At 36.9% G+C, this 24,061-nt stretch carries 23 protein-coding genes and 1 pseudogene; 8 read left to right on the forward strand and 16 right to left on the reverse strand.

Annotated elements, in window-relative coordinates:
- Positions 1-82: 82 nt before the first annotated feature.
- From rplQ to AACK98_RS00630, 6 genes are all read right to left on the reverse strand, one after another.
- Entirely contained in the window at positions 83-442 is a 360-nt protein-coding gene (rplQ, locus tag AACK98_RS00605) for a 50S ribosomal protein L17 (RefSeq protein WP_339041494.1), read from the reverse strand.
- A gap of 136 nt (positions 443-578) precedes the next feature.
- Positions 579-1,160, reverse strand: coding sequence for an aminoacyl-tRNA hydrolase (gene pth, locus AACK98_RS00610; protein ID WP_339041496.1), 582 nt, complete (start codon positions 1,158-1,160; stop codon positions 579-581).
- 2 nt (positions 1,161-1,162) lie between these two features.
- The gene (gene grxD, locus AACK98_RS00615; RefSeq protein WP_339041498.1) at positions 1,163-1,489 is read right to left on the reverse strand and encodes a Grx4 family monothiol glutaredoxin; all 327 of its coding nucleotides are present in this window, start codon (positions 1,487-1,489) and stop codon (positions 1,163-1,165) included.
- Between the two features lie 1,155 nt (positions 1,490-2,644).
- Complete coding sequence (locus tag AACK98_RS00620; protein ID WP_339042471.1) at positions 2,645-3,808, reverse strand: cytochrome b; 1,164 nt, start codon at positions 3,806-3,808, stop codon at positions 2,645-2,647.
- Between the two features lie 135 nt (positions 3,809-3,943).
- The gene (gene petA, locus AACK98_RS00625) at positions 3,944-4,465 is read right to left on the reverse strand and encodes a ubiquinol-cytochrome c reductase iron-sulfur subunit (protein WP_339042473.1); all 522 of its coding nucleotides are present in this window, start codon (positions 4,463-4,465) and stop codon (positions 3,944-3,946) included.
- Positions 4,466-4,880: 415 nt separating this feature from the next.
- Entirely contained in the window at positions 4,881-7,757 is a 2,877-nt protein-coding gene (locus tag AACK98_RS00630) for a hypothetical protein (protein WP_339041500.1), read from the reverse strand.
- 674 nt (positions 7,758-8,431) lie between these two features.
- On the opposite strand from AACK98_RS00630, the gene AACK98_RS00635 reads away from it, so the two are divergent.
- Together AACK98_RS00635 and AACK98_RS00640 are read left to right on the forward strand one after the other, a co-directional pair.
- Positions 8,432-8,815 (forward strand): hypothetical protein, encoded by a 384-nt coding sequence (locus AACK98_RS00635; protein WP_339041502.1) that lies wholly within the window; start codon positions 8,432-8,434, stop codon positions 8,813-8,815.
- Positions 8,722-9,090, forward strand: coding sequence for an IS1 family transposase (locus AACK98_RS00640; protein ID WP_339042475.1), 369 nt, complete (start codon positions 8,722-8,724; stop codon positions 9,088-9,090). The genes AACK98_RS00635 and AACK98_RS00640 overlap by 94 nt, the downstream gene beginning before the upstream one ends.
- Before the next feature lie 365 nt (positions 9,091-9,455).
- Here AACK98_RS00640 and AACK98_RS00645 read toward each other — a convergent pair whose 3' ends face one another.
- From AACK98_RS00645 to AACK98_RS00660, 4 genes are all read right to left on the reverse strand, one after another.
- Complete coding sequence (locus AACK98_RS00645; RefSeq protein ID WP_339041505.1) at positions 9,456-9,968, reverse strand: hypothetical protein; 513 nt, start codon at positions 9,966-9,968, stop codon at positions 9,456-9,458.
- Positions 9,969-9,999: 31 nt separating this feature from the next.
- Positions 10,000-10,230: a hypothetical protein gene (locus AACK98_RS00650; RefSeq protein WP_339041507.1), complete on the reverse strand. Its 231-nt coding sequence runs from the start codon at positions 10,228-10,230 to the stop codon at positions 10,000-10,002.
- A complete protein-coding gene (locus tag AACK98_RS00655) occupies positions 10,227-11,867 on the reverse strand; it encodes a hypothetical protein (protein WP_339041509.1) in 1,641 nt (546 codons plus the stop codon). Before AACK98_RS00655 ends, AACK98_RS00650 begins: the two co-directional genes overlap by 4 nt.
- A gap of 109 nt (positions 11,868-11,976) precedes the next feature.
- Positions 11,977-12,282, reverse strand: a complete 306-nt coding sequence (locus AACK98_RS00660; RefSeq protein WP_339041511.1) for a hypothetical protein — start codon at positions 12,280-12,282, stop codon at positions 11,977-11,979.
- 319 nt (positions 12,283-12,601) lie between these two features.
- On the opposite strand from AACK98_RS00660, the gene AACK98_RS00665 reads away from it, so the two are divergent.
- Both AACK98_RS00665 and AACK98_RS00670 read left to right on the forward strand, forming a co-directional pair.
- Entirely contained in the window at positions 12,602-14,329 is a 1,728-nt protein-coding gene (locus AACK98_RS00665) for a type I secretion system permease/ATPase (protein ID WP_339041513.1), read from the forward strand.
- A gap of 239 nt (positions 14,330-14,568) precedes the next feature.
- Positions 14,569-16,059 (forward strand): HlyD family type I secretion periplasmic adaptor subunit, encoded by a 1,491-nt coding sequence (locus AACK98_RS00670; protein WP_339041515.1) that lies wholly within the window; start codon positions 14,569-14,571, stop codon positions 16,057-16,059.
- A 95-nt stretch (positions 16,060-16,154) separates the two neighbouring features.
- On the opposite strand, the gene AACK98_RS00675 is transcribed toward AACK98_RS00670, so the two are convergent.
- Entirely contained in the window at positions 16,155-16,526 is a 372-nt protein-coding gene (locus AACK98_RS00675; protein WP_339042477.1) for an IS1 family transposase, read from the reverse strand.
- Complete coding sequence (locus tag AACK98_RS00680) at positions 16,430-16,813, reverse strand: hypothetical protein (RefSeq protein WP_339041517.1); 384 nt, start codon at positions 16,811-16,813, stop codon at positions 16,430-16,432. Before AACK98_RS00680 ends, AACK98_RS00675 begins: the two co-directional genes overlap by 97 nt.
- A 580-nt stretch (positions 16,814-17,393) precedes the next feature.
- Here AACK98_RS00680 and AACK98_RS00685 point away from each other — a divergent pair.
- On the forward strand, positions 17,394-17,777 hold the full coding sequence (locus AACK98_RS00685; RefSeq protein WP_339041519.1) for a hypothetical protein: 384 nt from the start codon (positions 17,394-17,396) through the stop codon (positions 17,775-17,777).
- Positions 17,684-18,052, forward strand: a complete 369-nt coding sequence (locus AACK98_RS00690; RefSeq protein ID WP_339042479.1) for an IS1 family transposase — start codon at positions 17,684-17,686, stop codon at positions 18,050-18,052. Before AACK98_RS00685 ends, AACK98_RS00690 begins: the two co-directional genes overlap by 94 nt.
- On the opposite strand, the pseudogene AACK98_RS00695 reads toward AACK98_RS00690, so the two are convergent.
- The 3 genes and pseudogenes from AACK98_RS00695 to AACK98_RS00705 all read right to left on the reverse strand — a co-directional run.
- Positions 18,022-18,579, reverse strand: a pseudogene (locus AACK98_RS00695) (IS30 family transposase); the annotation flags it as partial. The gene AACK98_RS00690 and the pseudogene AACK98_RS00695 overlap by 31 nt on opposite strands.
- A 235-nt stretch (positions 18,580-18,814) precedes the next feature.
- Positions 18,815-20,236 carry a hypothetical protein gene (locus AACK98_RS00700; protein ID WP_339041521.1) on the reverse strand — a complete coding sequence of 474 codons (1,422 nt, stop codon included), beginning with the start codon at positions 20,234-20,236 and terminating at the stop codon, positions 18,815-18,817.
- Complete coding sequence (locus AACK98_RS00705; RefSeq protein ID WP_339041523.1) at positions 20,223-20,627, reverse strand: hypothetical protein; 405 nt, start codon at positions 20,625-20,627, stop codon at positions 20,223-20,225. Before AACK98_RS00705 ends, AACK98_RS00700 begins: the two co-directional genes overlap by 14 nt.
- A 1,032-nt stretch (positions 20,628-21,659) precedes the next feature.
- On the opposite strand from AACK98_RS00705, the gene AACK98_RS00710 reads away from it, so the two are divergent.
- Both AACK98_RS00710 and AACK98_RS00715 read left to right on the forward strand, forming a co-directional pair.
- Positions 21,660-22,076 carry a hypothetical protein gene (locus AACK98_RS00710; protein WP_339041525.1) on the forward strand — a complete coding sequence of 139 codons (417 nt, stop codon included), beginning with the start codon at positions 21,660-21,662 and terminating at the stop codon, positions 22,074-22,076.
- On the forward strand, positions 22,039-22,317 hold the full coding sequence (locus AACK98_RS00715; protein WP_339041527.1) for an IS1 family transposase: 279 nt from the start codon (positions 22,039-22,041) through the stop codon (positions 22,315-22,317). Before AACK98_RS00710 ends, AACK98_RS00715 begins: the two co-directional genes overlap by 38 nt.
- A 368-nt stretch (positions 22,318-22,685) precedes the next feature.
- Here the strand turns inward: AACK98_RS00715 and AACK98_RS00720 are convergent, their stop codons facing one another.
- Entirely contained in the window at positions 22,686-23,633 is a 948-nt protein-coding gene (locus tag AACK98_RS00720) for a tyrosine recombinase XerC (protein ID WP_339041529.1), read from the reverse strand.
- Positions 23,634-24,061 lie beyond the last annotated feature (428 nt).

Consider the following 24,061-nt stretch of genomic DNA (forward strand, 5'->3'; position numbering starts at 1 on the left):
AAACCACTCTTTAGTTTTTAAAAAAGTGATCATATCATACTTCTATCTAATCGTGAAAACTCTCAAAATAATAAAATGAAAGTTATGGCAATAAAGAAATATAAGCTACAGGTGCGCAGTCACCCTGCCTAAAACCAGCTTTCAAGATTCTAGTATACCCACCATTTCTATCTTTATAACGAGACGCAAGTTCACTGAATAATTTGGCAACTATAGGAGCTCCACTATTTCCAAAGAACGCCATAGCCCTACGTCTTGCATGTAGATTGTTTTTTTTCGCAAGTGTTATAATTTTTTCCACAACAGGCCTCATATCTTTAGCTTTAGGCAATGTTGTCATAATTTGCTCATGCTCAATCAAAGACCTAGAAAGATTCATCAACATAGACTTTCTGTGCGCACTATAACGACTAAACTTACGCTGTCTTCTCCCGTGATACATATAAAACCCAATAACTCATTCTTAAAATCTAATATTACACAAACAGAAAGGTATAAAGCAAACGAAATACAGTAGCCCACCTCAAAGCGATAACACCAAGAAGAATTTAGATTATCTATTCGAAGCTGTCAAGAAACTACTTTAAATCCACACCAAATTTTTTAGCAACGTACAAGTTCATGAATGAATCCGAACGTCCTGATAACAGAAAATCAATGTTACGCACAATATTCTCCACAGACTGAGATAAAATATACACTTCCTCCGCACTAAATCCAGAAAGTACGTGTGAAGATGCATCTGCATAACTAGGTTTTGATACTCCAAATCTTAAACGTCCATATTCATTACCGCATATTTTATCTATAGATTTTATACCATTGTGACCACCACTACCACCACCTACTTTGAACTTTATTCGCGAGAAGTCCAAGTCTAAATCATCATGAATCACAAGCACACGACTTATAGCAATTTTATAAAATCGCATGATAGCCGCAACTGCATCTCCTGAGTTATTCATGTAAGCCATGGGCTTTGCTAGCATAAAGTGTTTATCCTCAACAGTAATTTTTGCAATCTCACTGTTAAATTTTTTTTTCCAACCTTGCACTCCATATTCGTTATGCAGAGCATCCACTATCATAAAACCTATATTATGTCGCGTCGTTGCATAACCTGAGCCAGGGTTGCCGAGACCTACAACTAAATCAAACATTTCTACTCAGAAAACTCTATACCATTTGCTCGAAACAATTGCAGCAACTCGCCATCTGCATACATTTGACGTACTATATCACAACCACCTATAAACTGCCCTTTAATATAGAGCTGAGGAATTGTAGGCCAATTAGCAAATGTCTTCACACCTTCTCTTAGCTCACTGCTGGTCATTACATCAATGTCTTTAAACTTTACATTTAATTTATTCAGCAACCTTACAACAGCAGATGAAAAACCACAAGCAGGCTGGCTTGCAGACCCTTTCATAAATAAAACTACATCATTTGACTCTATCTCATTTCTTATGTAATCGTGAATAGACATTTTATAAAAATAAATAAATTATATGAAAATAAAAGAATATATAGAAATGATCACGTTACAGCTAATTGCTAAACGTGAACATATAAAGCAAATAAGAACTTGGCGAAAAATAATAGACAGTGGCCTAAGCCGCAAAAATGCGGCTAACAGTGTAATATTTCACTTATCTTTTATCAATAGTCACATAATATTTAAGCAAAGCTAGGTAATGCATCATGAAATTCAAGTTTTTTTAGAATAAACTTCTTCAAACGCTTATGAACTACAATATGGTCAGATTCGATCAATTTTCTCCAAGTGAATTACTTATCCTACCAAAGGAGGTAGCAGTACTGGCATTATGTCAAGGATCACATATCATCAACAATACTTGCTTATTCATGTTCTGCATGAGATTTACAAGATATACCTCAGGACAATGAAGAGTTGGCATTTATTGTTTTTAGTGCAGAAATTAATTTATATCCCCAAAAATCACGCTCAAAACCCTTTTGCTGACACTTTTTCACAAGCAGTGCCATATACGAAGTTAGACTTCAAAAAGAGCTAGGAAGAGTGTGATGTAGAAATATAATAATAAGCATTTTAAAAGCACCAATTTTGAAAAGTACTATGAGTATATACAATATATCTGCTAAATCCTATACAAAAAACCTCAGCCAAAGATAGCATAATTCTGAAAAAAGTCTAGTGATAGATGATTGGAACAAATATTGTACTTTTCTATTAAACTAAATAATGTGAGTTGCTAATTTTTATTAATTGATAACTAGTCTAAATATGTGCGCAAATTGAGTCAAGAATGACTTTTCATATTCTTTACAGCATAACCTTCAAAGCGCAGTATTTATATTGGTTGCAAGCGATTATGATATACCGAAAGTCCAGCAGAAAAAGTGGGAAAATTGCTAAAAACTTCATGGGTTTTGTTAGGCGGCGCCTAATAAAGACATAAGTAGTATTTGTAAGTATTGAACAAATTATAGCAACTCACTAAAATGATAGCATATATGTGCAAACATTTTAATTTTTGTATATTGAACTGTCCACAAAAATTTATTTGCGCGGCAAATCAATTTTTTAGGTACAGACTCTCAACTACCATGAAACTAAATTTTTATATTCTTCTTGATACCTATAAATATCACAAAAATATCAGCACTTACTTTTCTTCATATGTTCATCTATGGAATTTGGTTCTGTCAGTGTCTTCTCCTTTCTTGATACTATAGGCAAAATGACTAACAAATGAAGGAAATACCATGCTGTACAACATTGACCAATTGTGATGTATGGGTCTTCAGGCGGCTTTCCTCCAATATAACCAAGAATTACAAATGCAATGATAAATAAAATTGTGAACAGTCTAAAAATAGGTCTATAATTTGCGCTTCTAACTCTGGATCCATCAAGCCAAGGCAGTGCAAAAAGAATGAAAATTGCTCCAAACATTGCAATTACGCCACCTAATTTATCTGGAACAGATCTCAGTATAGCATAAAACGGTAAAAAGTACCACTCCGGTACTATATGCAGCGGTGTAGAGAGAGGATTTGCCTCTATATAATTGTCTGTATGTCCAAGACTATTTGGACTAAAGAAAACAAATGAAAAAAAGACTAAGAAGAGAACTCCAAATCCAAAGCAATCCTTCACAGTATAATATGGATGAAATGGTATTGTATCCTTTTTTGTTTTTACATCTACTCCAGTTGGATTATTAGAGCCATGTATATGCAGGGCTATGATATGTATTGCAACAAGAGCAACTATTACAAAAGGAAGCAAAAAGTGTAATGCAAAAAACCTATTTAACGTAGGATTGTCTACTGAAAATCCGCCCCAAAGCCACACTACTATATCATCTCCAACAAATGGTATAGCAGAAAACAGACTGGTGATAACCTTAGCGCCCCAAAAGCTCATTTGTCCCCAAGGAAGTACATAGCCCATGAATGCCGTGGCCATCATCACAACAAAAATTATCAACCCAAAGAACCATAAAAGCTCTCTAGGTGACTGATATGATCCGTAATAAAGCCCTCTTGCTATATGCAAATATACGACAGCAAAAAACATAGAAGCTCCAACTGCATGCATATATCTGAGTAGCCACCCATAATTTACATTACGCATTATATTTTCTACACTATCGAACGCTAAATTCACGTTCGGCGTATATTGCATCGCAAGAAATAAACCTGTCGCTATTTGTAGAATTAGTATAATCATTGCCACGGAGCCAAAATTCCAGGCATAGTTAAGATTTTTAGGCGTTCTATAATCCTTTAGATGCTGTATAAAAGAAAAAATAGGCATTCTTTCCTCTATCCAACCGATCAACCCTTTGTAACCATGTCTCAAATCAGCAACTTGAGATTTTTCCTCGCAGTCGTGCAACTCTTTCTGATTGTGATCCTTTACTAGTGCAGTATCCATAAACAATAATACCTATCATCCTATCTTGATTTTCGTCTTACTAATAAATTCATATTTTGGCACTTCTAAGTTTGAAGGCGCAGGGCCCTTTCTTATTCTACCTGAAGTATCATATTGAGAACCATGGCAAGGACAAAACCAACCATCATAATCCCCCTTATGCCCTACTGGGACGCAGCCAAGGTGTGTGCAGATACCAACGACTATCAGCCACTCATCGTTTCCTTTTATTATTCTATCCTCATCTAATTGAGGATCTTTTAAAGTATTAATATCAACATCTCTTGCTTCTTTTATTGCCGCCTCAGTTCTTCTGAATATAAAAACTGGGCGGCCGGACCACATAACAGTTTTCATTTCTCCAGGTATCATATTCGAAACATCTACTTCTACGCTGCTAAGCGCAAGCACTCCAGCATCAGGGCTCATAGATCTGATAAACGGAACGGTAGCTGCAGCAGCTCCAGCACAAACAACTGCAGTTGCAGCCATCACTACAAAATCTCTACGTGTCGTACCAGATTCACTTTCTTGCATCTGCTCTTGATGACCTGAGCTCATACCTGCAGATGTTTTAGCTAAATCAGACATATCTAAAATGATTCATTTTAATATAAAGCTTGTAGACTATATTATGTCAAAATAACAGAATACTGCAAACAAAAGAAATAATGTTCATTAAAATAATGACGCTTTAAGCAGTAGCATTCTTATTCTACTTGAGTAAGTTGCAAAACTTTTACTAAGCTCTAAAATCCCACTCTTTCTAGAAGCTATAATACCATACATATAATATCTGATAAATGAAGAGTTGCTTTTAACTTTCGCACAGACAAAGTTAGTGTTTAAAAAAAGCTATGAGAATGATATGCCGTATATATAGCAAAAAGGCACCAAAGTGTTTAGCTTTGGTGCCTTTCTTAATTGTTCCAATTTTCTAAGTAGGCTTAGATTATTGGAATGTGAATAGTCTTTGCATGAGCGTTCTAGAATAACGATCTGTTTCAGCCATAGAATTAACAGCGATATCCATCTGTGTACTATTTTGATTGAAAGCAGCTAATTGTTCTAGCATGTCTACTTTACCAAGAACGTCGCTGATTGGAATTAATCCAAGAGTCTGCGCTTGGAGAGACTTAGCAACTTGCTGGAATGAGTTCATAGCAGCACCAATCTCAGCGTTTACAGTGATTGCTTTTGCTATAATTTCATCCATAACTTCCGCAAGCCTTTCAGCGTTTGCAGCTGTTTGAACATTAAACTCTTTGTCAGCAAATAGATCATGATAATCAAAGCCTGAAATGCTAACACTTATTTTATCACCAACTTCTGTTCCAGCTTGGAATTGAAGAGGCGAGCTAGTAGCTTTAAACGCAGCTATTATATCAGCTTGGAATTGCTTCGTAGCATGTGGATCTGTTAAGTTCACACTGCGGCCGAAGTGCATAGAGATCTTCTCATTAGAATCAACGTTTTGACCCTCGATTGGATCTTGAAATTTAATTAAGTCGATTTTCTCAGACTCCTCTATGCTGTTACCAAAATCAACGCTACGATATTTACGTCCATCTTTCAAACTGAGCACGATAGAAGCTTTGCCAGTTTTATCAGAACCTGTGACCTCTATTTTTTCTATATCAGCACCTTTTTTGTAATCAGCAGCTATAAACTCAGCAATTGTCCTATCAACCAAAGATCCTTCAGCAGGCTTAAAGCTATCAATTTCTCTCGCTTGATAAAATTTAACCTGAGAGAATGCTTCATCAAACTTCTTAGCAAAAGCAGCTTCCGCTTCTTTATTGTTAGACTCAACTACCATTCCTTTACCGGCTTTCAAGTTAATTGAAAAGCTACCACCTTCACTAGACTGCATGATAACACGTGTATCTTTTGGAAGTGTAGTATCTTTAATTAAGCCTTCATATTTAATGCCACCGACAGAAAGTTGTAGTTTGACTTCGTTATTTGTAACAGAAGTCACAGTAAAGCCTTGAACTCTACCAACGAAGCTTGGATTATTCGTAACTTTAGCTGTATCTATACCACCAGCATCCCCACCTGAAAGAGTGAGAAGCGCTTTGTTTGTAACGCTCTTGTTACTAATGCTCATCTGTACAGAATTCACAGCATCATCAGGGACTCTTGCGAAGAAACGCAGCTGACTTATATCTTTTGTTTTGTCACCATTGACTTCGTAATTGAAGTTAGCAACAGATGGATCAGCTTGAGTATTTAAGAAGGTAGCTATGTTATTCAGTGTTTGCAGTGGATCAAGTTTTTTAACTTGGATTGCATTTTGCAAGCCAGATATATTTTCCTTGAGCACATAAGTGCGGCCACCAATTTTTATCTCAGTTCCATCCACCAACAGATCTTTAGAAATGTCTACAAAACCTGAGTCTGCGATAGATGTGCCAAGACCCTGCAATATAGCGTCGGTACTAATACTTCCACCAGCGCTTGTGTTGCTGAGACCTAAAGAACCTACTTTTGCATCAGAAGAGAATACACTAGATTCAGTCTTAACAGCGCTGCCAGGACTGCGCTCAATCAAAGAGAAAGCTCCAGCAATGCCAGACATCTTTGAAGAAAGCTTCATTGTAGTTACGCTGTCATCTTGACCCGCAGTCGTTTCAGGAGTAAAGAGCACAGTCGCAGAAAGAGCTCCAAGTAAATCTCTAGTTAGCTGTGATTGAACTATAGGAGAGCCATTAGCATTCTGTATTAAGTTTGCAATGTCGTTTGCTGCACTTTCGCGTCCCGTGCCGTCTGCCAGTGCAACATCACCGCCAACAACAAAGTATTCATCTCCGTCTATTATTTGACGTGTTGTAAATTTAGCTGCAGTTCCACCAACAGGAGTATAGTTCATAGGAGTACCACCTTGTCTCACACTAGATACAAGGTTAGCACCAAGCTCAGTAGCAACAACACTTGTCATCTCAACGTCAAATGTTGGAGCGGTACCGCCGTCTGTAGCAGAGTTTACAACTTTTTTAATGCTTAAAACACCACCGCTTACTGACGCTTCAACACCAGCAAGACCAGTCAATGTAGCTCTGTCAGCAGTGTTGATCGCATTTGCAAGAGCATTTGCAATATCAACGGCGCTGCTTTTACCTGCCATATCTATCTCATATGCTTTAGCTGTAGGTGCAGCAGCCCCGCCATTTAAGAGTTTGAATTCTACGCCTGCAATCTTAATAGCAGAAGCTGCAGTTGCAGTAATGAGATTAGGTGCAACATCCTTTAAAGAAAGTGATATAGTTTCGGTTTGTTGTTTAAAGAATGACCGAGGAGTTCCAGCAGTAGCACCTTTATCAATCCTGATCTTAACACCGTTCAATGAAAGCTCTGTCAAATCAACTTTTGGCATTTCATATGACATTGTGCTCTCAGCAGTTGCGCCAGGCTCTATGCCAACTGTATTTGTTTCAACTGTACTACCAGCAGAAAGGGAACCATCAAGAAGGTTCTTATCACCATATTTTGTGTTTGCAACTGTACGTTCGAACTGAGCTTTAAACGATTGAAAGTGTTGATCCAGCAATACTCTTTCCTTATCACTAATCTCACCACTTGCAGATTTAGCTCTTGTTTCTTCCATTTTTTGTGCCATTTCGAGAACGATCTGAGCACCTTTCTCAGCAATACCTAGAATTGCTGAACCAGCGTCGATACTGTCCCTCGCAACTTGAAGCCTACTCTGATTCACGTCCATTTGTGATGCAAGAGAATCTTTTGCTGGATCTTCCGCTGGACTTGCGCGCTTTCCAGTAATCAGCCTCATACTAATGTCTTTACGCTCATCTGCCAGATTCCCAGTCAAAAAACGTGACTGTGGACTTTGCAGACCATTAATGTTTATAGTCATATGAATTCTTCACCTATTTGGATTAATAATGCGAAGCTACTGCTTCTTACAACTATTGAGTGTAGGTACATTGCAAGCAACTTGCAACAGAAATTTTGCTTTATTTTCTGCGCATATATACATATTTAGCGAAGCATATGTCACTTAGTGATAATTTGGCTATATATGCATAGAATTGTAATAATTTCTCAAATATTATTGTTTTTGGAAATTGATTAATTATGTACAATTAGCAGGTAAAAATAAGCAGAGAGGGACGGAAGTCAAATTATGCAACAAATGAATAATGGTATTACACCTTTAAGAGCTAACCTACTGGAGCAAAAGGTAATAGTGAAAATGCATACTATTAGTGTATAGTTAACCCTCTCATGTTAACTACGCTGCTTTATTCACGGCATGTCTTGGATAGGTGCTTATCAAGTGGAGACTTTGATAGTCGAATGCGTCAGCACTCTAAAAAAAACTGGATGATTTAATACTAGCTGCAAGTAATGATTATACGAGAGTTTTCACAATTAGATAGAAGTATGATATGATCACTTTTTTAAAAACTAAAGAGTGGTTTTATGGTTTGTTGTAAGGGATGTTGCTCTGATATCTTTGTAAAGAATGGCATTGTGAGGGGGGTGTACAGCGTTATAAGTGCAGATCATGTTCTAAATTTTGTTGAGGGCGATCTGGGCAAGAAGCCTCAAACAGCTGTTAAGAAAGCATTATGCGTTATGCTATATAGTCTTGGTAATGGCTCTTTTTCTATGTTATGCAAGATATTAGGGCATTCGGCGTCCATAATTTATCGCTGGGTAGTAGAGGCGATGGGCAAGACTCAGGAGCCAGGTGTCTCTTCGGATATTATGGAGATGGAATTCGACGAGATGTGGCATTTTATTGGTTCAAAAAAAACAAGCTTTGGATCATTAAGGCAGTTGATCGTAGTACAAGGAGAACAGTTGCCTGGGTTACAGGCAATCGTGATACTGCAACATTCCAAAAGCTCTACAACAAAGTGAGTCATCTGAAAGAATGTCATTTTTATACGGATGATTGGGAGGCTTTTTCTAAAATTTTACCCAAAGAGCGTCATACAATTGGAAAGTCTGGCACAGTATGTATCGAGAGAGATAATAGCAACACGCGACATCATTTAGGCCGAATGACACGGCGCACTAAAATCGTTTCTAAAAAAGAGTCAATGGTATACGGATCCATTAAGCTTTGGTGCGCTCTTACTATTACACAAATATTCAAACAATATCAAGAACAGCTCTTATCTATCTTTATGTAAAAACTCTCGATTATACAGCAGAAAAAGTGACAAAATTGCTAAAACCTTATGGATTGTGTCAGACTCTACCAGCAGTGCTGAAGTAGTATTTTCTAAGTATAGGACAAATTACAAAAATTAGCTTGGCAGAGGTTCTGGGCTAATTTTTGTACATTTAATTATTCCGCAACAATTGATCTGCTGTGCAAATAAATTGTTGACGGACATACTAAACATGCAAGCGCTAGTAAAATTATAAGCGCTTGCTCTGCCTGAGTCTTGTCCAAGCTGCATATTCCTTCGCAATGACAAAAAATGAGCAGCTGGTTTTTAGAAAAGGTTGTCTTATGACGTATTTGCAAATTCTGTAAGAACAGCTCTTGAACCTAAATCAAATGCCAATCGTCAGCGACAGCGAATGCGTGATCTGTAGATAATAAAGTGCTGTTGAGACCTAGAGAATCTACTGCTGTATCATCATTGAATTTATCCAATGCAGCGTTTATTTCAGCGTTTGCTTTTGCTATAATTTCATCCATCACTTTCGCAAGCCTTTCAGCGTTTGCAGCTGTTTGAACATTAAACTCTTTGTCAGCAAATAGATCATGATAATCAAAGCATGAAATACTAACAATGATTTTATCACCAATCTCTGTTCCAGCTTGGAATTGAAGAGGCGAACTGGTAGTTTTGAACGCAGCTATTATATCAGCTTGGAATTGCTTCGTAGCATATGGATCTGTTAAGTCCACACTGCGGCCAAAGCGTATAGAGATCTTCTCATTAGAATCAACGTTTTGACCCTCGATTGGATCTTCAAATTTAATTAAGTCGATTTTCTGAGACTCCCCTATGCTGTTACCAAAATCTTCGCTATGATATTTACGTCCATCTTTCAAACTGAGCACGATAGAAGCTTTGCCGGTCTTCTCAGAACCGATTACCTCTATTTATTTCTATATCAGCACCTTTTTTGTAATCAGCAGCCATAAACTCAGCAATCGTCCCATCAACAGAAGATCTTGCAGCAGGCTTAAGGCTATCAATTTCTCTCGCTTGATAAAATTTAACCTGAGAGAATGCTTCATCAAACTTCTTAGCAAAAGCAGCTTCCGCTTCTTTATTGTTAGACTCAACTACCATTCCTTTGCCGGCTTTCAAGTTAATTGAAAAGCTACCACCTTCACTAGACTGCATGATAACACGTGTATCTTTTGGAAGTGTAGTATCTTCTTGAAGCCTTGAACTCTACCAACGAAGCTTGGATTATTCGTAACTTTAGCTGTATCTATACCACCAGCATCCCCACCTGAAAGAGTGAGAAGCGCTTTGTTTGTAACGCTCTTGTTACTAATGCTCATCTGTACAGAATTCACAGCATCATCAGGGACTCTTGCGAAGAAACGCAGCTGACTTATATCTTTTGTTTTGTCACCATTGACTTCGTAATTGAAGTTAGCAACAGATGGATCAGCTTGAGTATTTAAGAAGGTAGCTATGTTATTCAGTGTTTGCAGTGGATCAAGTTTTTTAACTTGGATTGCATTTTGCAAGCCAGATATATTTTCCTTGAGCACATAAGTGCGGCCACCAATTTTTATCTCAGTTCCATCCACCAACAGATCTTTAGAAATGTCTACAAAACCTGAGTCTGCGATAGATGTGCCAAGACCCTGCAATATAGCGTCGGTACTAATACTTCCACCAGCGCTTGTGTTGCTGAGACCTAAAGAACCTACTTTTGCATCAGAAGAGAATACACTAGATTCAGTCTTAACAGCGCTGCCAGGACTGCGCTCAATCAAAGAGAAAGCTCCAGCAATGCCAGACATCTTTGAAGAAAGCTTCATTGTAGTTACGCTGTCATCTTGACCCGCAGTCGTTTCAGGAGTAAAGAGCACAGTCGCAGAAAGAGCTCCAAGTAAATCTCTAGTTAGCTGTGATTGAACTATAGGAGAGCCATTAGCATTCTGTATTAAGTTTGCAATGTCGTTTGCTGCACTTTCGCGTCCCGTGCCGTCTGCCAGTGCAACATCACCGCCAACAACAAAGTATTCATCTCCGTCTATTATTTGACGTGTTGTAAATTTAGCTGCAGTTCCACCAACAGGAGTATAGTTCATAGGAGTACCACCTTGTCTCACACTAGATACAAGGTTAGCACCAAGCTCAGTAGCAACAACACTTGTCATCTCAACGTCAAATGTTGGAGCGGTACCGCCGTCTGTAGCAGAGTTTACAACTTTTTTAATGCTTAAAACACCACCGCTTACTGACGCTTCAACACCAGCAAGACCAGTCAATGTAGCTCTGTCAGCAGTGTTGATCGCATTTGCAAGAGCATTTGCAATATCAACGGCGCTGCTTTTACCTGCCATATCTATCTCATATGCTTTAGCTGTAGGTGCAGCAGCCCCGCCATTTAAGAGTTTGAATTCTACGCCTGCAATCTTAATAGCAGAAGCTGCAGTTGCAGTAATGAGATTAGGTGCAACATCCTTTAAAGAAAGTGATATAGTTTCGGTTTGTTGTTTAAAGAATGACCGAGGAGTTCCAGCAGTAGCACCTTTATCAATCCTGATCTTAACACCGTTCAATGAAAGCTCTGTCAAATCAACTTTTGGCATTTCATATGACATTGTGCTCTCAGCAGTTGCGCCAGGCTCTATGCCAACTGTATTTGTTTCAACTGTACTACCAGCAGAAAGGGAACCATCAAGAAGCTTCTTATCACCATATTTTGTATTTGCAACTGTACGTTCGAACTGAGCTTTAAATGCTTGAAAGTGTTTATCCAATAGACCTCTTGCATAACCTCATTCTGAGGTAGAAATTCTTATAGAGTAGATTTTTGCAAAACGTCACCAAACAATGATCCACGTGAGTGTTTTTATGTTTTAGTGACAATCAAATCACAGTTTGGAACAGGTTATGCAAGAGGTCTAATAATATTTTGTTTTTATCACTAATCTCACCACTTGCAGATTTAGCTCTTGTTTCTTCCATTTTTTGTGCCATTTCGAGAACGATCTGAGCAGCTTTCTCAGCAATACCTAGAATTGCTGAGAAAGCGTCGATACTGTCCCTCGCAACTTTAAGCCTACTCTGATTCACGTCCATTTGTGATGCAAGAGAATCTTTTGCTGGATCTTCCGCTGGGCTTGTATACTTTTCTGTAATCTCTTTACTCTCATCTGCCAGATTCTCAGTCAAAAAATGTGCCTGCGCATTTTGCATGTCATTAACATTTGTAGTCATATGAATTCTTCACCTATTTGGATTAATAAATGCGAAGCTAGTGCTTCTTGCAACTATTGAGTGTATGTATGTTACAAGAAACCTACAACAGAAATTTTGCTTTATTTTTTGCGCATATATATATATATTTAGCGAAGCATATATCACTTAGTGATAAGTTGACTATATATGCATAGAATTGTAATAATTTCTCAAATATTTATTGTTTTTGGAAATTGATTAATTATGTACAATTAGCAGGTAAAAATAAGCAGAGAGGGACGGAAGTCAAATTATGCAACAAATGAATAATGGTATTACACCTCTTAGAGCTAATCTATTAGCTTGCAAGGTAATGGTGAAATACATACTAATATGTGGGTGTGTAGTTAACCTTCTTATGCTAACTACTCCGCTTTATTCAATGCAAGTTTTGGATAGAGTACTTTCAAGTGGAAATCTTGATACACTAAGCATGCTAACACTCGTGATCTTACTAGCACTTGCTTTGCTGAGTCTTATTCAGGCAGCACGTTCTTTTGCGATGACAAAAATGGGCAGCTGGTTTGAGAAAAGATTATCATATGATGTTTTTGCAAATTCTGTGAGAACAGCTCTTGAATCTAAAGCAAACGCTAATAGCCAACAAATGCGTGATCTGCAAACAGTAAAGACTTATCTAACAAGTCATGGCCTTGTCGCAATTCTTGATACTCCTTGGGCTATCATATTCTTAATAGTGCTGTTTATGTTACACGTTTATATAGGTATGCTAGCTGTGATAGGGGGCGTTGTGCTTATCATAGTCGGACTTATGGGTGATAAAGCAACAAAACCACTTCTTGAAGCAACTAATGAAACATTTATTAGAAGCATGAGACAGGTTGATCAAGTAACACGTAATGCAGAAGTGATAGAAGTGATGGGCCTTTTACCAAAGGTCAATAAATCATGGCAGAATATCAACAATGATGTTCAGAGAATGCAGTCTCTTGCTACTAAAAGACAGGCCGTCTTCACGGAAGTTACAAAATTTATTAGACTTATACTTCAGATCGCAGTTACAGGCCTTGGTGCTTATTTATTTGTAAAAGAACAAGGAGCATTCTCTAGCGGATCTATTATAGCAAGTTCATCTCTAGTTAGCAGAGCCCTAGCACCGTTTGAAGTTGCGATCACTTCATGGAAGGGATACGTTAACTGCAAAAAAGCGTACCAGAGATTAAATACAGCATTTTCTAAGTATTCTGCTATGAATACAGTTATGTCTCTTCCAGAACCAGAAGGTAAAATTGAGATGGAGAGTGTATATTATGCTCCACCAGGTTCTCAAAAACATATAGTTAAAGGTGTTTCTATAGCAGTAGAAGCTGGAGAAATGCTTGCAATAATAGGAGCGAGCGGTTCTGGGAAAACATCGGTTGCGAAATTAATAGTTGGAGCTCTTCACCCGACAATTGGAACTGTGAGAATAGATGGAGCAAGTATACGTGATTGGAATAGACAGGAGCTAGGCAAAAACATAGGTTATCTCCCACAGGATATAGAGCTATTCAGCGGAACTATTAGAGAAAATATTGGTAGGATGGATCCAAATGCTCATCATGAGGATGTGATAATGGCTGCACAGCTTGCAGGAGTTCATGATATGATCTTGCAACTACCAAAAGGATACGATACAGAAATAGGTTTTGATGGCTCTACTTTATCTGGTGGACAAAAACAAAGAATAGGGCTTGCTAGAGCTTTCTTTGGTTCTCCAAAGATGCTTGTTTTAGATGAACCAAACGCTAGTCTTGATAGTTATGGTGAAGCTGCTTTGGCAAGTGCACTTGAATATGCGAAAGAACAAAAGATTACATCAACAATTATCTCACATCGTTCTTCTATATTGAGTATTGTCGATAAAATTATGGTTATGAAAGATGGTACAGTCGTCATGTTTGGTCCTAGAAAGCAAGTTATAGAAGAAATGCAGAAGATGCAAAAGGGTCAGCAGTCTTTTATGTCTGTTACTTCTTAGTTATTAGACTTTTTCTTCAAATTTGTTTCAATGAGGCAAGTGCAATGAGTATACGAAAGCACGTGGAAGCGCAAGTGTACAAGAAGTATATAAGCATTCCATTTGAAGGCTAAGGGATGCAACAAAGCAATTGGCTGCTGGAATAAACATTTGAAGAAAAAGTATATTAAAAGAAATCTATTCATATATAAGATTGGTCAGCGTTTTGCTGGTCATACTAATTTTTATTATGTGGTGCTATGTCATCTAAAAATATTCATGAACAAGAAAGTAAAACTATAGAAGAAAATCATGAGGATAATGTACAAGTGATTGAAGCTAAGGCTGAGAAAGCAAAGTTAATTGATTGGGGTGAGATCAAAAAGTTTTTCATTGATGCAAAGTCTTTTATGTTTGCAATCACACCAGAAGAAGCGAAGTATCAACATAAGATAGAAGAAGAACTGCATCAGCAAATAAGACCAGCTGTATTGTTTGGTGGTTTGGTTATACTTATTACTGTTGGATTTTTTATTGTATGGAGTGGGCTTGCACCGCTCGATAGTGCCGCAATGGCAGAGGGAAGCATAGTGGTGAGCGGTAACCATAAAACAATACAACACCTTGAAGGTGGAGTTATAGAGCAAATACTTGTAGAAGATGGACAATCTGTTCAAGCTGGACAGGAACTTATTATATTAAACAGCACTCATGCTAAATCTGAGGCAAACATATTGCTTTCTCAGCTTAGACTTGTCAAAAGTGTAGAGAAGAGGTTGATTGCTGAAGAAAGAGGTGATGATAACATTGATTTTTCTGATGATGTTCTAGACACACACGAACAAGAAGTGCAACAATTTATACAAACACAGACTGCACTCTTCGAATTAAATAAAAAAGCATTAAGGGCTGCGCTGGAAGTTATGGATCACAGGATTGTGCAATTTAAGGAAGATTTAAAAGGTGGAGAGGCCAACCTTAGGTCATATAATGCACAGCTTTTATCGGTTAAAGAGCAACTTGCAACAGCACAAAAATTATTTGATCAGGGACTTGAGCTAAAATCTAGAGTTATACCACTTCAAAACAGGGTACAAGAACTTGAAGCCAATGTACATACTACTAAATCTGCAATTGCAAAGTGTGAAGAGCAGATCGCAGAATCAGCTCTTAACAAAATACGTACTGAGACGGAGTATAGACAAAAACTTGCTCAAGAATATAAAGAAAATAGATCTGCAGTATTACAGTCAGAACAGAAGTATCAAGCTGTACTGGATGTGCTTTCCAGAAGGATCATAAGAGCACCAAGTGCTGGTATCATAACTGGTCTACAGTACCACACTATAGGAGGAGTTATAAATCCAGGTGGAAGAGTAATGGATATAGTGCCACAAGATGATAAGCTTTTAGTTGAAGCTATGATTGTCCCTCAAGATATTGAAAGCATAAGAGTAGGACTTGAGGCTAAGATTCAGTTGAATGCGTATAAAAACCGTCTTGTACCTAGAATAGCAGGAGAAGTTATATATGTTTCAGCAGACAGATTTACTGATGAAAAATCCGGTCGTTCGCACTATATAGCAAGAATAGAAATAAAAGAGGAAACAGTACATAGAATAAATTCTGATATAAAGTTATACCCTGGAATGCCTGTGACAGTATTTATAGTGAAAGGTACTCGAACATTCCTGCAGTATCTAATCAGTCCTATACTTGATAGTTTCCATAGAGCGTTTAAGGAAGCGTAGTTAAATACGGTACTGCCTGCGAAAGTAATTTGTCTAATGAAAAAATTTTACCGCAGTATTCTTCTATCAATTAATAAAAGATAATGTGAGAGTTTTCACATAAAGATAGATAAGAGCTGTTCTTGATATTGTTTGAATATTTGTGTAATAGTAAGAGCGCACCAAAGCTTGATGGATCTGTATACCATTGACTCTTTTTTAGAAACGATTTTAGTGCGCCGTGTCATTCGGCCTAAATGATGTCGCGTGTTGCTATTATCTCTCTCGATACATACTGTGCCAGACTTTCCAATTGTATGACGCTCTTTGGGTAAAATTTTAGAAAAAGCCTCCCAATCATCCGTATAAAAATGACATTCTTTCAGATGACTCACTTTGTTGTAGAGCTTTTGGAATGTTGCAGTATCACGATTGCCTGTAACCCAGGCAACTGTTCTCCTTGTACTACGATCAACTGCCTTAATGATCCAAAGCTTGTTTTTTTTGAACCAATAAAATGCCACATCTCGTCGAATTCCATCTCCATAATATCCGAAGAGACACCTGGCTCCTGAGTCTTGCCCATCGCCTCTACTACCCAGCGATAAATTATGGACGGCGAATGCCCTAATATCTTGCATAACATAGAAAAAGAGCCATTACCAAGACTATATAGCATAACGCATAATGCTTTCTTAACAGCTGTTTGAGGCTTCTTGCCCAGATCGCCCTCAACAAAATTTAGAACATGATCTGCACTTATAACGCTGTACACCCCCTCACAATGCCATTCTTTACAAAGATATCAGAGCAACATCCCTTACAACAAACCATAAAACCACTCTTTAGTTTTTAAAAAAGTGATCATATCATACTTCTATCTAATTGTGAAAACTCTCCAATTTTTAGACGAAAATCTAATGAATACGACATCTGTTTAACATTTCCTTTTTCCTTCTTTTATAACTATTTTATAGTTAGTTGGCTATAAACGGAAGGATAAGGCACTTCTTTGCCAAGAAATACAGAAATATCAAAACTTACGCAGGCAGACATTGACTTAATATGTAAAAATCTACATAATACACCAAGGAAAATTCTTAATTTCAGAAAGCCTAGAGAAGATATTATCCAGGCTGCACGATAGATTGTCGCACTTCAAATTAGAATGCACGCCCATATAACTCAATAACATATCTCTTATTTATTTCACAGATAATATAGCATTATCGAGAGTTTTCACAATTAGATAGAAGTATGATATGATCACTTTTTTAAAAACTAAAGAGTGGTTTTATGGTTTGTTGTAAGGGATGTTGCTCTGATGTCTTTGTAAAGAATGGCATTGTGAGGGGGTGTACAGCGTTATAAGTGCAGATCATGTTCTAAATTTTGTTGAGGGCGATCTGGGCAAGAAGCCTCAAACAGCTGTTAAGAAAGCATTATGCGTTATGCTATATAGTCTTGGTAATGGCTCTTTTTCTATGTTAGGCAAGATATTATGGCATTCACCGTCCATAATTTATCGCTGGGTAGTAGAGGCGATGGGCAAGACTCAGGAGCCAGTTGTCTCTTCGGATATTATGGAGATGGAATTCGACGAGATGTGGCATTTTATTGGTTCAAAAAAAACAAGCTTTGGATCATTAAGGCAGTTGATCGTAGTACAAGGAGAACCGTTGCCTGGGTTACAGGCAATCGTGATACTGCAACATTCCAAAAGCTCTACAACAAAGTGAGTCATCTGAAAGAATGTCATTTTTATACGGATGATTGGGATGCTTTTTCTAAAATTTTACCCAAAGAGCGTCATACAATTGGAAAGTCTGGCACAGTATGTATCGAGAGAGATAATAGCAACACGCGACATCATTTATGCCGAATGACACGGCGCACTAAAATCGTTTCTAAAAAAGAGTCAAGGGTATACGGATCCATCAAGCTTTGGTGCGCTCTTACTATTACACAAATATTCAAACAATATCAAGAACAGCTCTTATCTATCTTTGTGTGAAAACTCTCAAATGATATTGTATCTAACTCCCAGTTTCTATGAACTGTGCCGGAAGCAACAAAAGTAGGTTTCTCATGCATGGAAGGTAAGCCTAAGAATTTACCACTACCAACTTTTCTGCCTTTACGCTTGCCCCTATTTTTCTTTGCTTTAGCCAAATACTTATACCACATATTGCATTTATCCTTGCGGTAAATATAGCTATATATTGTTTCATGGCGGCAATAAATACATTTATTCTCCAGCTTAAGTCTACCGCTGATTTGTTCGGGACTCCAAGACTGTTTTAGTTTGCTTGCTATATCAGTATAAAGCGGAGTACCTTCTCTAATTTTTCTATTGCAACCGTGCCTTCGTTTTTGTGCTAAGGTGCGGGCAGTATCAGGAAGATATAAGCTTTTGTGTTCATTTCTACGTAATTCACGATAAATTGTAGAATGTGAGCGCTTCAAACTCGAAGCAATATGGCTTACACTCAAGCCAGATTGTTTCGATAAAAGAAAAATTTTTACTCTTTCTAATTTATTAAGATGGTTATACTATTTGCTTTTACAACAATCCTTTTTGTTTGTTTTTAAATGATTCTTATATCATTTTTTGGATTGTTGCACTTCGTTTTAGAATGCAAGGGACGGACTAATTTCTTCACAAATATATATATATTTGTGAAGAAATTAACGAAGTAATACTTTAAAAATCAGGCCAAAAAGGTCTGCGCAGGTGGCTTATGAAGGCAGTGCTATAGTTTGTACTAATGAAATTTTAGCTTTTACCCTTTGTAGTGGGTGCTTGTGAGCTTCTTTCGTCTGCAATATCTTGCGTATATTTTCCTAGTATCTTGATAGGCTTGTCTTTGTGACGTTGCAGCAATGAATGTTCATCATTTTCCTTGATTGCTGTTGCTCGTCTAAATAACGGCTCTTTGTTTTGTGCTGTATGCTGCATATCGCTGGCTTGGGTGTGAGATTGCACTTTGTCTGTGTTTATTCCCCTTGTTAGCAGAAACCTATCTTTTGCGCTAGAAAACTCTCTTTCTGCTTCTTTCTCAACTTCTGTGACGAAGCTTTTTATGCTAGAGGTAAGTCCATGCATAGCAGCGATAGTATTTTTAAAATGATGCTTTGTTTCTCTTAGATAATTATCTTTAGTAGATTTAGCAAATTCTGGTGCAATGCTTTCAAGCTTTTGAAGTTGTGATGTAAGATTGCTATATGCGTTTTGAACTCTTTCATTTTCAGCTTTTGCAATATAATCAAGTCTTCTTACTGGAAACGGCTCATCAAGCATTTTAACCGATGATACATCCTTGTTGACAATGCTAGGATCTTTGCTCTTTGTATCGTCATGGAGAATTTTTGATGCTGTGTTTATTGAATTGTTGTTTTCCTCTGCTACTGCATATGCAGTAGCTCTACTTTCAGCAGCGGAAATTTTTTGTTTCACACTACTCACAACTTGTATCACACTCATTTCTGCTGACTGCATATTACTCTCTCTTCCTTTCTCTAAACTATCTATCATGATTTCTGCATAATCTCTGGTTTTTTCCCCAAAATCTCCTATAAATTCTTTAAATCCAATATCAAAAACTTCTTCTATTGATTTGCTAAATTTTGAAATGACAACGCTATTATTTTGGTATTTATGATCTAATTCTGATGCTTTAATTAAATCTTCGTCTCTATCCAAATTCTGTGAGTCATTCAATGCTGCTGCATGCTTGCTATATTCATCCTTGGAAAGATTGGTACTATTTTCATATGGTTTTTGTGCAAAACTACTTTCGGATTCAATTTGATGTATTGGAAAGTCCACACTATCTTCTTGAAAACTATGCTCCAAAAAACTACTGCTTTGGCTATCTTGAAAAGACTCTATGCCTATATTCACTATATCTTCTTCTGTAGTGCTAGAACTTGACGGTCTTGAAAATGATATTTCAGGATCTCCATAATTTACCGTGTCATCTAAAGAACTGCTTTGTCTAGTACGATCATCATTTTCACGTGTAGTAGATAAAGATGAAGTATTTTCTTTTTTATCTAATCGTAGATCTCTATTTTCGAATATATTGTTCATTTCAGAGCGTGCTAGATAAGCCAAGCTTCTTCTGAAATCACGTGATTTCATCGAAAAATTCCTTTCTAGATCTGCCCAATCAAAATCTTCCTTATTGTTTGCCATTTTTCACGCTCCACACTCTCTCAATATTTTTTCCTTGAAACTCCTCATCATTTTCTATCAGAGTAGTGGTTTGTCTTTTGCGGATCTCATCGTTTATAGCAGTTGTAATATCAATAAAAATTTCCTCAACTTTTGTATAAACGCCTATTTTAACTTTATTATAAATCCTGCTAGGTAATTCATTCGTTTTATCGAGTATGTTAATAGCGTTATGATGGCCATTTTCTATTATTTTTTGTAAATCGTTTATACTAGGAATAGTAAATTCTATTTGAGTTTTGACAAAATTTTGGTGCTCTCTTGCAAAAGAGTAGTGTGTATTATTTGCGAAGCTATTTTCACTAGACTGTTTCTGAAACATTTGTTCGAGTTGGCAATTGCTTTGTTGCATCTTTAGCTTAAAGATGCTCATGTACTTCTTGCACACTTGCGCTCCGTATGCTCTTTGTACTTGCCTCACTGAAACAAGTTTCCGAAGCAGTCTACTAAACGATTTATGGGATTCTAAGGGTGCATTAGTTACTGATTCATTTGCTAGCCATAACTTTTTTATCTTCCTGCTGCAGAGCTGTGTTATATGATTTATATCGTATGTGTTATGATATCGCGTATGGAATATATTGCTGTCTACATCATCAGTTTCTGTGTTAAAAAGCTGTTGGAATTTTCGCAGTTGTTTCAATTTCTGATTGATTGCACTGCTGCTTATGCTAATAATATTACTTTTTCTTCCACTACATCTTTTCATATGACACGCTATAAATGATTGTTTGATCTCATAATTGCTTCAGTTAAAATGATGTTATATTGTGCATGTGAATGATGTATTTTGGTTGTGCCAGGGTTAATGCTGACTTGCCTGCTTTATAAAACACTAGGAAGGGGAGGGGCCACAAATTCACCACAGCTTATTAATGTTCTAGCTGAACTAGTAGCACATACTTATCTTAATATTTGGATCTATACACTTTGCTATTTAGAAATTTAGGTACTACAGTAAGTAACTTTTACAATATATAAATTGAATATTTGCATTGACCTAAAACAAGAGTGGTCAAAGGATTCTTATAAAAGAGAGAAGAGGTATACATTTTGGTTCTTCTATGATTTATAAGTATTCTTAATGCTTAATTCTATGCTTGTGCCATAATAATGCAATATATTTTTAATATTCTGTGTAAAATAAAGCGGCTGTGTTGCTGAATGGTTATAATTTCGCGCTTTAATAGAAAGCGACGGCTACTTTTGCGAGTATCGCAGATGATTTTGATTGAGCTTGGAAATTTAGAATGAAAATTAGAGAGTTTTCACAATTAGATAGAAGTATGATATGATCACTTTTTTAAAAACTAAAGAGTGGTTTTATGGTTTGTTGTAAGGGATGTTGCTCTGATATCTTTGTAAAGAATGGCATTGTGAGGGGGTGTACAGCGTTATAAGTGCAGATCATGTTCTAAATTTTGTTGAGGGCGATCTGGGCAAGAAGCCTCAAACAGCTGTTAAGAAAGCATTATGCGTTATGCTATATAGTCTTGGTAATGGCTCTTTTTCTATGTTATGCAAGATATTAGGGCATTCGGCGTCCATAATTTATCGCTGGGTAGTAGAGGCGATGGGCAAGACTCAGGAGCCAGTTGTCTCTTCGGATATTATGGAGATGGAATTCGACGAGATGTGGCATTTTATTGGTTCAAAAAAAACAAGCTTTGGATCATTAAGGCAGTTGATCGTAGTACAAGGAGAACAGTTGCCTGGGTTACAGGCAATCGTGATACTGCAACATTCCAAAAGCTCTACAAAAAGTGAGTCATCTGAAAGAATGTCATTTTTATATGGATGATTGGGATGCTTTTTCTAAAATTTTACCCAAAGAGCGTCATACAATTGGAAAGTCTGGCACAGTATGTATCGAGAGAGATAATAGCAACACGCGACATCATTTATGCCGAATGACACGGCGCACTAAAATCGTTTCTAAAAAAGAGTCAATGGTATACGGATCCATCAAGCTTTGGTGCGCTCTTACTATTACACAAATATTCAAACAATATCAAGAACAGCTCTTATCTATCTTTATGTGAAAACTCTCAAAAATTGCAATAACTGTATATCTAATTTTAAGGTATAATAGTGTATATGGCTAAAGCAGCATAAAAGAGTCGTGCTAGACTTTGTCTTTTTGATAAATTTTAAGTCAGCATATTGCCTAAAATAGAGCTACGTTGCCGATTTCAAGCGAATAAAAATTTATTCTAAATATTCGGTTACTATGCCTATTTTATAGCACTTTAGCCCATATACCAACTCCCGCAAATAACAGAAGACTTTAGCTTCGTCTTTTCTTTTAAATTTAAGCGCACTTCTAGTAGCTGTACTCCTAGTACAGCTAAACTCAAATTTTATCTTGAATTTTCTAAAAATACCTTATGCTTATAAGCTTTTAGTATTACTAATTTTTATCATTTTTTTTATTTCTAGGGTGATATTTTGAATATGCAGATAGTAATCCAACGCCATCTATTTTCGTATATTTTTGTGTAGTAGATAAGCTTTTATGTCCAAGTAATTCTTGTATAGTACGTAAATCAACGCCTTCTTGTAATAAATGTGTTGCAAAACTATGTCTGAATGCATGTGGAGATGTATAAGACGGCAGTCCCAAGCTTTTTTTTAGCTTCTTCAGTGTATGTCGAAATACATCTGGATTTAATGGTCCTCCTCTAATGCCACAAAAAAGTGGACCATCTTCTACAGAATATGGGCATTCCTCTAGATATTTATTTAAAGCTTCTCTCACCTTTGGTAGAAGTGGTATGCTCCTTTCTTTTCTTCCTTTCCCGCGGATGATTATTATATTACTGCCAAGCTGTGGCAGGTCAGACTTCTTAATTGATAATACTTCTCCTATACGAAGACCACATCCGTATAGAAGTAATAGTATTGCGCTGTCTCTTGCGCCAACCCATGTGTCACTTGCAATGTGGCTTATGACTTGAGTAGCTTCTATTGCCGCACTGCATGGCAAGGCTCTAGGAAGTGATTTGGGTATTTTTGCAGCTTTGACTGTCCATATAGCTGAGTTTATTATTTGGTGATTATCTTCTAAGTATTTATAAAAATTTCGTACTACTGATAATGCCCTTGCAATAGATGTAGATTTCAAGCTTTTACGTTTCTTAAACGCAAGCCATGCTCTAAAATCTTGAGCTATTAATTGTTCTAATAGCGCTTTTGAGATAGAGGATTCATAGTGATTGCTAACGAATTTAAAGAAATAAAATAGATCTGTAATATATGCATTTAAAGTGTTTTCAGAATATGCAGACTGCTTTTGAAGCTGATTGATCCAGTCTGTAATGTATAGCTCAACTGCTTTGTCTATTCTAATTTTACTCATTATTCGGCATATTCTTGTTACATTTCATGGATCGAGCACAGTAAAATCCGTCATACTTGCCTCTTAGCACATATACTAAAACCCCTAGGTGCTGTTACGAAGTAATATGGAAAGTGAAGCCAAAAAAGGTTTTGCATAATTACTTTGTTAACCGTGTCTAGTAGAAACACTGTATTTCAACCGATGCATAGAGGAGCTTGCAGTCAAAGTGTTTCATGTTACAATCTACCCTAAAAATAACGTTAAGTAAGTATAAGAAATTTATGAATTGATTTTTATATTATCCCGCATTTTGCGAGAGGTTTAGATGTCTACATATGCATGTATACTGCAGGTAAATGAAGAGTTTGTATGTAACTTATATGCATACGAAGTGAGGTTTCAAAAAGAGCTAGGAAGGATGAGTGTATGTGCTTTGTGTACACAAG

Origin of the sequence: Candidatus Lariskella endosymbiont of Hedychridium roseum, assembly GCF_964020185.1 — a bacterium.
In the GTDB taxonomy this organism is placed as follows: Bacteria; Pseudomonadota; Alphaproteobacteria; order Rickettsiales; family Midichloriaceae; genus Lariskella.